This is a genomic window from Schleiferilactobacillus shenzhenensis LY-73 (assembly GCF_000469325.1).
GTDB classification, from domain to species: Bacteria; Bacillota; Bacilli; order Lactobacillales; family Lactobacillaceae; genus Schleiferilactobacillus; species Schleiferilactobacillus shenzhenensis.
On the sequence record NZ_KI271583.1, the window covers coordinates 222,874 to 235,579 of the forward strand.

At 57.0% G+C, this 12,706-nt stretch carries 12 protein-coding genes; 4 read left to right on the forward strand and 8 right to left on the reverse strand.

Annotated features, from left to right (window positions below; genetic code table 11):
- Nucleotides 1-294: 294 nt before the first annotated feature.
- From L248_RS03115 to L248_RS03140, 6 genes are all read right to left on the reverse strand, one after another.
- Nucleotides 295-2,145 (reverse strand): helix-turn-helix domain-containing protein, encoded by a 1,851-nt coding sequence (locus L248_RS03115; RefSeq protein WP_040534562.1) that lies wholly within the window; start codon nt 2,143-2,145, stop codon nt 295-297.
- Between the two features lie 30 nt (nt 2,146-2,175).
- Nucleotides 2,176-3,402, reverse strand: coding sequence for an MBL fold metallo-hydrolase (locus L248_RS03120; RefSeq protein ID WP_040534563.1), 1,227 nt, complete (start codon nt 3,400-3,402; stop codon nt 2,176-2,178).
- Between the two features lie 97 nt (nt 3,403-3,499).
- On the reverse strand, nt 3,500-4,819 hold the full coding sequence (locus tag L248_RS03125) for an ABC transporter substrate-binding protein (protein ID WP_022528615.1): 1,320 nt from the start codon (nt 4,817-4,819) through the stop codon (nt 3,500-3,502).
- A gap of 12 nt (nt 4,820-4,831) precedes the next feature.
- On the reverse strand, nt 4,832-5,650 hold the full coding sequence (locus L248_RS03130) for a carbohydrate ABC transporter permease (RefSeq protein WP_022528616.1): 819 nt from the start codon (nt 5,648-5,650) through the stop codon (nt 4,832-4,834).
- 13 nt (nt 5,651-5,663) lie between these two features.
- Complete coding sequence (locus L248_RS03135) at nt 5,664-6,557, reverse strand: carbohydrate ABC transporter permease (RefSeq protein WP_022528617.1); 894 nt, start codon at nt 6,555-6,557, stop codon at nt 5,664-5,666.
- Nucleotides 6,547-7,608: an ABC transporter ATP-binding protein gene (locus L248_RS03140; protein ID WP_040534565.1), complete on the reverse strand. Its 1,062-nt coding sequence runs from the start codon at nt 7,606-7,608 to the stop codon at nt 6,547-6,549. Before L248_RS03140 ends, L248_RS03135 begins: the two co-directional genes overlap by 11 nt.
- A 523-nt stretch (nt 7,609-8,131) precedes the next feature.
- Between L248_RS03140 and L248_RS03145 the strand changes: the two genes are divergently transcribed.
- Nucleotides 8,132-8,701: a GNAT family N-acetyltransferase gene (locus L248_RS03145; RefSeq protein WP_040534566.1), complete on the forward strand. Its 570-nt coding sequence runs from the start codon at nt 8,132-8,134 to the stop codon at nt 8,699-8,701.
- Nucleotides 8,702-8,755: 54 nt separating this feature from the next.
- Here the strand turns inward: L248_RS03145 and L248_RS03150 are convergent, their stop codons facing one another.
- Entirely contained in the window at nt 8,756-9,313 is a 558-nt protein-coding gene (locus L248_RS03150; protein WP_022528620.1) for an LURP-one-related/scramblase family protein, read from the reverse strand.
- A complete protein-coding gene (locus L248_RS03155; RefSeq protein WP_022528621.1) occupies nt 9,313-10,200 on the reverse strand; it encodes a Cof-type HAD-IIB family hydrolase in 888 nt (295 codons plus the stop codon). Before L248_RS03155 ends, L248_RS03150 begins: the two co-directional genes overlap by 1 nt.
- 119 nt (nt 10,201-10,319) lie before the next feature.
- Here L248_RS03155 and L248_RS03160 point away from each other — a divergent pair, with 119 nt between their 5' ends.
- The 3 genes from L248_RS03160 (at nt 10,320) to tsaE (ending at nt 12,554) form a co-directional block, all read left to right on the forward strand.
- Nucleotides 10,320-11,009, forward strand: coding sequence for a uracil-DNA glycosylase (locus tag L248_RS03160; RefSeq protein ID WP_022528622.1), 690 nt, complete (start codon nt 10,320-10,322; stop codon nt 11,007-11,009).
- 68 nt (nt 11,010-11,077) lie between these two features.
- Nucleotides 11,078-12,064, forward strand: a complete 987-nt coding sequence (gene pta / locus L248_RS03165; protein WP_022528623.1) for a phosphate acetyltransferase — start codon at nt 11,078-11,080, stop codon at nt 12,062-12,064.
- Nucleotides 12,065-12,092: 28 nt separating this feature from the next.
- Nucleotides 12,093-12,554: a tRNA (adenosine(37)-N6)-threonylcarbamoyltransferase complex ATPase subunit type 1 TsaE gene (gene tsaE, locus L248_RS03170; protein ID WP_022528624.1), complete on the forward strand. Its 462-nt coding sequence runs from the start codon at nt 12,093-12,095 to the stop codon at nt 12,552-12,554.
- The last annotated feature ends 152 nt before the right edge of the window (nt 12,555-12,706 follow it).

Consider the following 12,706-nt stretch of genomic DNA (forward strand, 5'->3'; position numbering starts at 1 on the left):
AGACATAATTGCCAGAGGTGGCCTCCTGGATTTCATACTTCCGGGAACTGCCATAACATCCGGGGAGGAGGCTGCCAGGGTTTCGTGTCGAGCGAGACTATTCCAGTTTCCGAGAATGTAGGGCGGCGAAGGGCGGAGCAGATTTGGGCTCAGCCATGGCGTTCCAGCCCAAATCTGCGTAGCCCGTAGCCACCCGGGCCAACGCCAAGACATTAATCTCCCACTTCAAAATAGGTTACAAAAACAGCCCCCGCCGAATGCCGGCAGGGGTTGTTTTCTTGTCCGTAAATGATGTTAGTCGATGACCTCAGGCGTGACCTGGTTCTTCTCCGCCCATTGCAGCGTCTTCTCCATCATGGTCCGGGCAGCGGTCAGTTGACCGTGCTTGTCCTTGATCACCAGGGTGGGGATACTCTTCTCCGCGTGGTGCACGGCTTCCAAGAGCTCGGTGATGTTCTTCAACGTCTTCCGCGGCTTGCCCGTGATCAGCTGACCCTTGGTCTTGCTGGGCAGGACACTGAAGATGATCGTCGTCAGACCCTTGACCGTATCCCGGTATTCATCCTGCTGGGCGGCCGTGCTGTGGTTCAGGACCGCTTCGTTCAGCGGCAGCAGCAGCTGAATGAAGTCGTTGACCTTCTCCATGTCAGCCACCTGGGGCCGTGGTGTATTGCTGTGGGCCTGGGCCGGATGCTCGGCGGCAGGTGCCGGAGCAGCGGTTGGTGCTGGCTTGGCCGGCTCAGTCTTTGGCGCCGGTTGCGCAGTCGTGGCCGGCTTGTTATTACCGTGCTGATTGTTGCTGGTGAAGTACTGGGTGGACGTCGGTACCGGCCGGCTCAAGTGGGCGTCCAATTTGTGGATGACGGGGGCCTTGCGGGTTGCCTGTTGCTGGTGGGCCGGTTGGTTCGTGTTCGGCCGCTGGCTGCCGTTGCCATTATTACCATTACCATGGTTGTTATTCGTGGCCGCAGCTGAGTGAGGGGCCGGTGTCTGGGCTGGCTGCTGTTTTTGAACAACCGGGGTTTGCGACCGATTGATCGCCAAGTGCTGCGGAGTGGTCGCGGCTGTACTGCTGGCACTGGCGGTCGTAGCGGCGGCACTGGCCGGGGCCGGCTGATTGTTTGTGGCCGCGGCGCTCTCGGCGTCGTTTTCTTTCTCTTCTGTCTGACTCGGCAATGCATTGTAATTGATGCGCTGGTCCTGCAAGCCGTAGAAGTAGACGAATTGGTGCGCCATTTCCGAGTTGTCGTTGTTGAACGGAATCAAGTCAATGACCGGTTCGATGGACTTCGCAGCGACCCGATTGAGGTAATTGGCTAAGAAATCAGCCAACTGCAGGCCGAGCCGATCTTTAGAGTCGGCACTGGTGATGTAGATGCTCGAGCGCTGCTGATACTTGAGCAGCAGGTGCTTTTGCAGGCTCTCCCGCACTTGCCGCAGCTGGTTCTCGTCGATGATCGGCGAATGGTCCATCGTGATCGTCAAGTTCAGCTGAGGCAGATGCTTGCCCGCCAGGGTGTGGCCAATCAATTCACTCAGCAAGCGCAGATACGGGAACGTCTGGGAGAAACGCTCATTGGCATTGTTCCGGGTCAGGAGGACCGGCACTTTCTCTGTCTTCAAACCAGCATAATCAATATACTTGTCATGACTCATTTGCAGAATCTTGACGATGTTATCGTTGGTCTTGAAGTGGGCTTTGACCTCGTCCCCTTTATCCCAGCCAAAGGGGTACAGGGCGTGTTGGAACTTTTGCAGGGAGCTGGCTTCTTCCAGTTGCGGAACCAGAATACCGCTGACGACGATCAGGTTGTTGCCGCGGCCTTGTTGTTCGGGGTCGAATGATTCGTCCATATAGATAGAATAGTCAGTCATCACCGGCATCTCTTCAGCTGCGGGTTCTGCACTGGCAGTGGTGGTTGCAGCGGCAACGGGTGCCGGCTCGGCGGCGGCTGCTTTGGCGGCTTTTTCAAAATAAGCTTCCAGAATGCCGCGGTTCTTAGCGCCAGGCTGGGTCCGGCCGGTAAGGTACGATTGCAGGCTGGCATAAGAAATACCGATGTCGCCAGCCAGGGTCTTGGTCGTCTTCTTGGTCCGTAACAGTTCTTGTTTCAGTTGTTCTGGCAATGTTTCATTTGTTGCCATGTAATTTCCTTCTTCCGTGTCGATCAAATATTAGAATTCGTAGTACAGTTCTCGTTCCGGTAGGAGCACCTCGCTATATGTGGAGGATAAGGCGGCAGCCATCGCGTCCGGCTTAAACGTATGCCAAGGCACGATGTACTGGGCATGGACCCGCTCAGCGAGGGTGATCAAGTCTTCTTTCTGGGCATGACCGGTGGCGGATAGAAATTCAAGTGGAATCGCCGCATCGGTCAAAAATTGCTGCATTTGAGCGAAGCGCGGATCGTAATCACCCAGCGGTTCGCCATTGGAATGCAGATAAACGATGGGGCGGGGCAACGCCGTTAACCGGTCTATGTGCGCGTAACTGTTCTGCACCACGTAGTGCCTAGGGTGGGCCTGTACGGCCGCCAGAGTGTCGGCCCCCCAGGTCAGCAGTGGGGTATCCGGGGCAAAAGTCTGCAAGACCGCGGCGTAAGCCGGCTCCCAAATGAAGGGCCGGTTGGCTTCGCGAGCGATCCTGTTCAGCGTCAGTAAACGCTCGACGTTGCGGGGATACCCATTAAAGACGAATTGCGTAGCAGGCTGCTGCCGGAGCAAGTCCTGAAACTTGGCTGCCAAAGTGGTCTCCGTTAAAGGCACGGCTGGATGGGCCGCATCTTCTACCGGGACCGGTGCAGCAAAGCTGAACGTGGTCCCCTCGAGCATCAACACTTTGACATGTCGCGTTTGCAGTACTCCAGACCAGTTTAGCACGCGCTGGGCGTGCGGTCCATTCAAGCGGACATCGCCGCTGTGGGCGAAGCATTGACGGCCGTCATCGACCAGCAATGCCATCGCCCCGACGGTGTCATGGTCACTGGCATAACCCGTGACGGTCAGACTGCCCACGCTCAGCGGCGTCTCAGCGGGCAGCACCCGAATCGGCACGTCCGGCGCCGTTTCCATCCCTTGGGCAATCAAGACATGGTAGAGTTTGGCCGCGTCCGCACTCATGTAGACCGGAATATCCCGGCGCAAGTACCGCAAGGCCCCCATATGGTCGATGTGCAGGTGAGAAATGAAAATTGCCTCATGGGTAAATGTATCCGGCAGGGTAGGGTCGAACAACTCCGGCAGGTAGGGCAGCTGCCTTTTTTCGACCATCTCTGCGGTACTGAGCTGGGGATCCAAAGTGGTGGTGCCGAAGTCCATGATCACCCGGGAATCATCCTGGGCGATCTCGACGATGTTACCGCCGATCGTGTCTAATCCGTTCAAGAAGCGCAAGGTCGTCATGACCGAGGACCGTCCTTTCTTCACTGACCAAAAAACGGGCTGAGCAAGCGAATCGCTGCCCAGCCCGTGGTCGTTATTCAATCGTCTGCATTGCTGATCACTGCTTGTTCGTCTTGATGATATTCTCCGTCGTCTTCTGCAGCTGCGTCAACGTGGTCTTCGGGTCAGCACCCTTGGTGATCATCTTGTCGACGGCTTCCAGCAGATCGTTACGATACTCGGAGAAGCCCAGGAAGGCGGTGGATTGGAAACCATCGTCAAGCGAATCAACGGCGGCTTGGTTGTACGGCTTCGCCTTGAGATAGGCTTTGTAGTCGGCGTTGTCCATGGCGGACTTGCGCAGCGGCACATAGCCGGTAGCCATGGCCCACTTAGCGGTCTCCTTGGTGGAGAGCAGGAACTTCATGAACTGCCAAGCGCCTTTCTTCTCGTCGGCGGACGCACTCTTGAACATGACGATATCGTTCCCGGCGATTTCAGTGGCTTTCTTCCCCTTGTAAGCCGGCAGCGGCATCGTGCCCCACTTGAGGGACTTGGGTGCTTGCAGAACCATCTGGGTGACCCCAGCAGAGGAACCGGCGTAGAAGGCGGCCTTGCCCTGAATGAAGCCTTGCGTGAAGTAGTTATCGGCACCGGCGGTCTTGGCGGTCTTGTTCTTGACCATGTTGTTGATCAAGTTCGCGGCTTCCAATGTGTCAGGTGTATCCAGGTTGACCTTCAGTGATCCCGGAGCGATCAGCGGATTGCCGGCCTGGCGGGCTAAGCCTTCAAACTCCATATCCCAGGAGCGGTCGAAGCCCATGCCGTAGATACCGTCCGCCTTCAGCTTATTGCCGGCGGCGACGATGTCATCCCAGGTCTTCGGCTTCGCAATGTTGTACTTGTCGAGGATCGCCTGGTTGTAATACAGGATCCGGGTGGACTTGGAGAAAGGAATCGAATAATACTTGCCCTCGTACTTAGAACTCTTCAAGAAGGCGGGGTAAATGTCCTTCAAGCTGGCGCTGTCGAGCTTGTCGCTGCCCTTCAGCATGTAATTGTCCAACGGCTCGATCAGGTTGCTCTTGCTGTAATCGGGCACGGTGGTGTACGTCGTTTGAGAAATGGTCGGCAGGCTGCGCGACTTGGCTGCGGCCATGATCTTTTGCTGCAGGGCGGTGTAATTGCCCTGGGCAGTCCCCTTAACGACATACTTGTTCTGCGACTTGTTGAAGTCGTCAATAATGTTATTGATCGCTTTTTGATAGGGGCCGTTCATGCCATGCCAGAAAGTAATGGTGACTTTCTTAGCGGGAGCAGCGCTGCTCCCTTTGCTGGATGAACCGGAATTGCTGTTTCCGCACCCGGTCATGACCAGGGCGGCTAATACTACGGTGACAGTCGAGGCCAAGACTTTCAACCAAGTATGCTTTTTCATCAGTGTTTTAACCTATCCTTTCAATCCTGAATTGGAGATCCCCGCAATGATGTACTTTTGCAGAAAAATGTAAACAACGACCATTGGAATGATAACAAATGTCGAGGCTGCCATCAACAGGGCAAAATTCGTGCCCGCATCGGTGGTAAAGGCCTGTAATCCCACTGGCAGGGTGCGCATATTCTCGTCGTTGGTGACGATCAGCGGCCACATGAACGAGTTCCAGGAGCCGATGACTTGCAGGACCGTGACGGCGGTAATCGTCGACTTCGACATTGGTACGAGGATATGCCAGAGAAATTTCCAATCGGACGCGCCGTCGATCTTGGCTGCGTAATACGTTTGGTCAGACACTGAATTGAATGTCTGGCGCAGGGTGAAGACGGTGAAGAAACTGGCCAGCCAGGGCAGGATCAAGGCGCCGTATGTGTTGACCAAGTGCATGTTGGACAACGTGACGAAGTTCGGGATGATGAGCATTTCTCCCGGGATCATCATCGTCCCCAGGAAGATCATAAAGAGCAGGTTCCGCCCCCAGAAACGGAGCTTGCTGAACGCGAAGGCCGCCAGAATACTGGTGAAAAGCTGGCCGATGGTGGTGACCACGGTAACGATGACCGAGTTCACGAAGTACCGGCCGAAGGGAGCGGCCTTGAAGGCTTCGACGTAGTTGCCCCATTGCAGCGACTTGGGGATCCACACCGGCGGCAGCTGAATCGTCTCCGGCTGGGTCTTCAAGGACGTGGATAACATCCAGAAGAAGGGCAGAATCATGATGATTGCGCCCAACGTGAGGATCAGATAACGCAGAACTGATGCGACTTTTTTCATGCTGGCTGCCCTCCTAGTAGTGGACGTGCTTGCGGCTGTACCACAGCTGCAGCAGGGTCACAATCAAGATCAGGAAGAACAGAACGACCCCGCTGGCGGCGGCGATCCCGTACTTCCATTCCGTGTAGAACTTCTCGTACAAGTAATACACGATGGTCAAGGCCGACTTGGACGGGCCGGAAGAGCCTTGGAACAGGGCGAAGATCTCGTCGAAGACCTTGAACGACCCGATGACCCCGTTGACGGTGACCAGGAACGTCATCGGCGAGAGCAAGGGGATCGTCACGTTGGTGAACTGGTGCCAGGAATTAGCGCCATCGATTTCCGCGGCTTGATAATACCGGGTATTGATGTTGTTCAAGCCCACCAGGAACAGGACGATGTTGAAGCCAAGACCTTTCCAGATGGACATGATGATCAAGGCCGGCATCGCCCAGTTAGGGTCGTTCAGCCAGTTAATTGGATTGATGCCCACCAGCCCCAACAGATAGTTCAGCAGGCCGTAATCGGCGTTGTAGATCCAGTTCCATACCTGCGCAATGGCCACGGTACTGGTCACGAAGGGCAGGAAATAAATCGTCCGGAAGGCGCTGGCGACGTACTTGATCTTGTTCAGCATCAACGCGATGGCTAAGGAAATGATGACGTTCAGCGGCACCACCCCGATAACGAAGATCAAGGTGTTGCGCACGGCCAGGTGAAAGTCCGGGTCGTTCCACAAGTAAGTGAAATTGCTGAAGCCATAGGCCGAAACGATGTCGTTATAAAAATCGTACTTCGTGTAGAAACTCATCAAAAACGACTTGATGATCGGGTAGATGTTGAAGGTCAGACTGATGGCCAGCATGGGCAGCAGGTAGAGCCACCCCTTGATGCTGGACTTCCAGGTCGGTTTCTCATTCAGCATGGTCATCACCGCCAAAGATGCGTTTGCCGTTCGCGTCGAAGAGGAAGAAGCCTTTCTTTTCCAGAGTGAAGTCCAGTTCCTTCGTATCGTGAGAAAGCTGGCCCATCTCGGTGCTGATCAGCTGGAGATTGTTGTAGTCCAGCTTGGCGGTGGATTCCCGCCCGAACTGATCGAACTCCACGACTTTGCCGTGCAGCGTCGTTAAGGGGTTCAACGCCCGCTGGGGCAGCGTCAGTGCTTCGGGCCGGATGCCCGCTGTTTGGGCCTGGCTGAGAATGTCGGCCGGCACGACCCCGGCCAAATCATGACTCAAGGCGCTGGCCGGTACGGAATTGATCACCGGCTCGCCAATGAACTGAGCCACGAACAGATTCTCCGGGTCCGCATAGAGAGTCGTCGGCGTACTGTACTGCTGAATGTGACCGTCATGGAGGACCATGATTTTATCAGAAATGTGCATGGCCTCATCCTGGTCATGGGTCACGAAGACGGTGGTTACGCCGGTTTCCCGCTGAATCCGGCGGATTTCTTCCCGCATCTCGATGCGCAGCCGGGCATCCAGGTTGGATAGGGGTTCATCCAGGAGCAGGATACTGGGTTCCTTGGCCAGAGCCCGGGCAATCGCGACTCGCTGCTGCTGGCCGCCGGAGAGCTCGCCGGGTTTCTTGTCGAGCTGGTCATCCACGTGCACAAGGGCGGCCAGTTCTTTGGCCTTCTTGGCCCGGTCGCCGCGGGACAGCCCGGCCATCTTCAAAGGAAACTCAATGTTCTTTTGGACCGATAAGTGCGGGTAGAGGGCATAGTTCTGAAAGACCATGCCCACCTTGCGGGCCAGGGCGTCTTCCTTCGTCACGTCTTTGTCGCCGAAAAAGATATGGCCGGCGGTGGGGGCCAGCAGCCCCGAGATCAGGTTCAGCGTCGTCGACTTGCCGCCGCCGGAGGGACCCAGCAAACACACCAGCGTCCCTTCTTGAATGACGAAGTTCAGGTGCTTGAGGATCTCCCGCTTACCGTCATACGACAGTGTCACGTCCTTAAAAGTTACTTGCAAAAATGTTCTCCCCTTCGCTGAGATGTGCTGAGTGCTGGATCAACAATATCAAGTGAATGCGGTGCTGTCTCTCAACCCGCTGAGCGGGCAACGAATCATTAAGATTTTACCGCACTTAGCGGGCTTTGACTACCGAGGGCAAGAGGGTGGAGCCGAGCGGTTAGGCCACCCAGGCTAAGTGGGCCTAACACCAAAAGCCCCGCATCTGGGCTTTTGGTGTTAGGGTCCTTAGACTGCGGTGGCCTGCTCGGCGGAACCCGTTTATGGGGCGTGGAGAAAGCCCCGCACTTTAGGGTCCTGAGACTGTAGCGGCCAGAGGACGGAAAGCCCTGGTCTTGGGCTTTTTGTCCTCAGGTCCTTAAATCATGGTGGGCTGTCGGCCGCAGCCCGTTTAGCGGTTAGGGTCCTTAGACTGCGGTGGCCTGCTCGGCGGAACCCGTTCAGAAGGACAGGCGGTTTTTTCGCCAGCCGTTGGCTTTCTTCTCTGCCTCGGGTAAACTGGAAAGTCGAGGAGTTGATCATCATGATTCGTATGGCTAAAAAAAGCGATGGGTCGCAAGTTCTGCCCATCGTCAATCAGATATTTGAAGAAATGGAATTAAAGACCATGGCCGCCTTGCCCCAGGACACCCTGTTCAAGGAACTGGCGGCGGCTTATTTGACTGAAGACTATCGCTACAGCTACCGGCGCACCTTAGTCGCCACCGATGACCAGGACAAAGTCGTTGGCGTTGCCGTGGGCTATCCGGAAAGCGACGAAGCGCACGTTGATGACGCGCTGCAGACATTGTGGCCCAAGGTCGGTCTGCCTAAAGATTACCGCTTGTTCACCGACAAAGAGGCCCGGCCCGGCGAGTGGTACCTGGACTCCTTGGCCGTGGCGCCTGAAGCGCAGCACCGCGGTATCGCCACCAGCCTGCTCCGAGCTTTGCCCGCCCACGTCTTGAAGACGACGGGACTGCACCGTATTTCGCTCAACGTCGACCTGACGAACCCCGGGGCGGAGCGGCTCTACACCAAAAACGGCTACCGCAGCATCGGCGAGCAGATGATTGGGGACCACAAGTACCATCATATGGTGCGCGATATTTGACGCGGCGCCTCACGCGGCACCACTTGAAGTCCGTTGCGAACTGGGCAACGGACTTCAAGACCGGCGGTGCCGGTAGGGGGCGAAGTCATCGCCTAAGACGTAGCCTTTCTTCTTCGGCTTGAGCAGGTTCCGCACGCCGCTGCGCAGCGGTACCTTCCGCCAGCGGTTCAGCACCGCAGCCACCAGTAGCGCCGGCACCTCGTTGACCGGATCCGCCACATCAACGACAAAATAGTCTGCATCGTCCGCCCGGTTCAAGGTGTCGACGACCCAGACTTTTTTGTTGCCCCGGAAGACATTGTACTGATTCTGGGTAATATCGCCGACCACAAGCCAGTTCAGGCCGCTGACGAAAAGTACTTCCCGCCAGACGCCGACCAATCGGTTGATCTGGCCGATCGTTTCATCGCCAGTACCATTGGTCAGCGTGTAGCTGGGCAGCAGCTTGAGCGATGACTGGCGGGCTTCCCCCAAAGTCTCGGCACTCAAAGACAGCACCCGCACACCATTCAGTTCGAAGGACCGCAGCGATTGGATCAAGTAGTGGGGTTGGTTGCGTTCGTCCGTGACTCGAACCAGGGCGTTGTGCTCAGCAGGAACGTAGAAACGCATTAGTGCTCCGCCGTCGGCTGGGCCGGCTGAGCCATTCCCCACCGAATGGCCTGGGCGACGCCGTCTTTGATGTTCGTGGTAGTAATGTACTGGGCGATTTGGCGAATCTCCGGAATGGCGTTGCCCATGGCCACACCGATACCCGCGGTCTCAATCATGGAGCGGTCGTTCAGATTGTCACCGATGGCCATCACGTCCGCCAGGTCGTACCCCCGCATCCGCGCGAGACGTGCGAGAGCCAATCCCTTTTGGGCCTCGATGCTGTTGATTTCAATGTTGTTGGGTGAACTGGAGGTAATTACCAGGCCGTCTTTCTCCCCGTAAGCATCCCGAATCGGGGCGAACGCACTCTGGCCGCGACCATCGAAGACCAGCATCTTCAGGACTTCGACGGTGGGATCGACGAGCAGGCTGTCGAAGGTGTCGATATAGTGGATGTCCATCAATTCCAAGCGGGCACTGGCCAGCACGACGGCAATCTTGAACGACGTGTCCGGGTTCAAGCTGGTGAGCAGGTCGGCGACATTTTGGATGCGACGAACCTTACTTTGAGAAAAGATCCCGCGATTAGTCACCAATTCGTAGTAGTACCCCTGGGCTTCCAAATCTTTGCGCAACCGTCCAATGAGCGCTCGGGGAATCGGCAGATCAACGAGCAATTCACCGGTCTCGCTGAAGACGCGGGCACCGTTCAGCGTAATGAACGCCGGCTTCACCGTCAGGTCGCTGACCAGCGGCTGGGCTTCAGTCAGGCCGCGGCCGGTGGCCACGACGAATTCGATCCCGGCCTGGTTGGCTTCTTGGATGGCGGCAATGTTGCCGGGGGAGACCGTCATTTTGTCATTGAGCAGGGTGCCATCCATATCGGAGGCAATCATTTTCAGCATGGGCGCGCGTTCCTTTCTTGTCATGACAACGTTATTATCCCTAGTCTAGCACATTGCCAGGGGAATTCGGCTTCCCCTTCGGCCCTGCTTTTGCTATATTGGAGCGGAGGTGAACCAGCGTGAAAGTCTTGATCCATAACGATTGGCAGCAAGTGTTAGAAAAGCAGTTCGAGGCGCCGTACTACGCCAAACTGCATGCGTTTCTCAAAGAAGAATACAGCCACCACACCGTCTATCCGGAGATGCACCACATCTTCCAGGCGTTCGAATGGACGCCGTTCGACCAGGTGAAGGTGGTCATCCTCGGCCAAGATCCGTACCACAACCCGCACCAGGCCCACGGCTTGAGTTTCTCCGTCCTGCCCGGCGTGCAAGTGCCGCCGTCTTTGCAGAATATCTATAAGGAGCTGCAGGCCGATTTGGGTTATCCGCCCGTCCACCACGGGTATCTGAAGAGCTGGGCCCAGCAGGGGGTACTGCTCTTGAACTCCGTGCTGACGGTGCGGGCCGGGGCAGCCTTTTCTCATGCCGGCAAGGGCTGGGAAGAGCTGACCGACGCGGCCATCAAGGCGCTGTCTGAACGGGGCGGGGTGGTCTTCATTCTTTGGGGCAACGCCGCCAAGCGCAAGAGTGTTTTCATTGACACGACCCGCAACCGCATCATCAGTTCGGCCCACCCCAGCCCGTTGTCGGCCAACCGCGGGTTCTTCGGCTCTCGACCATTCTCCCGAGCGAATGCCGCGCTGCAGGAGCTCGGTGAATCACCAATCAATTGGCAGCTGCCGGAGCATCCCGATACGGACGACTAGCGCTAGGCAAGAGAGCGATTTCACGGTATGATAGACGAGTTAAGAAAATCGCGTTGGAGGTAATATTGATGGACTTATTCGCCAGTTTGCAACAAAAAATACAAGGTAAAGATATTCGCATCGTGTTTCCAGAAGGGACCGAACCCCGCATCATTGGGGCAGCGGTCCGCTTGAATGCCGAGCGGATTTTGACCCCCATTCTGCTGGGCACGCCGGCGGCGGTCCAGGCCGCCGCTGAGAAAGCCGGCTTTACGCTGGGCAACATCCAGATCTTGGACCCTCAGGATTACGCTGACTTCGATTCTTTGGTGGCCAGCTTCGTTGACCGGCGCAAGGGCAAGAACACCAAGGAGCAAGGCGAGACGATGCTCCGGGACCCTAACTACTTCGGCACGATGCTGGTTTACACCGGCTTAGCCGACGGCATGGTGTCTGGTGCGGTCCACTCCACCGGCGAGACCGTCCGGCCGGCGTTGCAGATCATCAAGACGAAACCGGGTGTATCCCGGACCAGCGGTGCCTTCATTATGCAGCGGGGCCGTGATGCCGAACGTTACATCTTCGCCGACTGCGCCATCAATATTGATCCCAACGCGCAAGAGCTGGCGGAAATCGCCGTAGCCTCTGCCCAAACAGCCAAACTGTTCGACATCGACCCCCACGTGGCGATGCTCAGCTTCTCCACTAAGGGGTCGGCCAAGGCCCCGCAAGTGGACAAGGTCGTCGAAGCCACGAAGATTGCCCACGAATTAGCCCCGGACCTGGACCTAGACGGCGAGCTCCAATTCGACGCCGCCTTCGTGCCCTCCGTTGGTGCCCAGAAGGCACCCGGCTCCACCGTTGCCGGCAAGGCCACCGTCTTCATCTTCCCGGACCTGCAATCCGGCAACATCGGCTACAAGATTGCCCAGCGCTTCGGGCACTTTGAAGCCATCGGGCCGATCCTCCAGGGCCTGAACAAGCCGGTCTCTGACCTGTCCCGCGGCTCCAACGAAGAAGACGTCTATAAGCTGGCGATCATCACCGCCGCCCAGACGTTGAACCAAGACTACTAGTTTCAGGGAAGAAAGGAGAGCAGGCTGGATGCGTGAGATCATCACCCATGATGCAGCAGAAACCGTCCGTCTAGGCCGGGCCTTGGGCCAGCTGGCGCAAGCAGGCGACGTTATCCTTTTGGACGGCGACCTGGGGGCGGGCAAGACGACGATGACCAAGGGCATCGCCCGGGGCCTAGGCATCACTGGCCCAGTGAAGAGTCCCACGTTCACGCTCATCCGGGAATACCAAGACGGCCGCCTGCCGCTTTACCACATGGATGTCTACCGCTTGGAAAACGGCGGGGCGGAGGACCTGGGGCTCGACGAATATTTCGACGGCGACGGGGTCAGTGTGGTCGAGTGGTCTGAGTTCATCACCGACCTGCTGCCCCCAACCTACGTCCGCATCCGCATCGCCCGTACCGACAGCACGGACGACACCCGGCGGATCACGATTACGGCGCATGGCGGCGATTATGTGCGGTATGAGGATGTTGCGTTCGAGTGAAATGCAGTCAATGTCTTGCGCAGACCCGGGTGACTACGGATTGCGCAGATTGGGGCGGTGACGCGAAGCTAGTGCGAAGCCGGTCCGCTTTGCTAGTGGTGGGCACGGCTTGAAGACTTTTAGCAAAGACCGCTAAAAGTCTTCAAGACCGG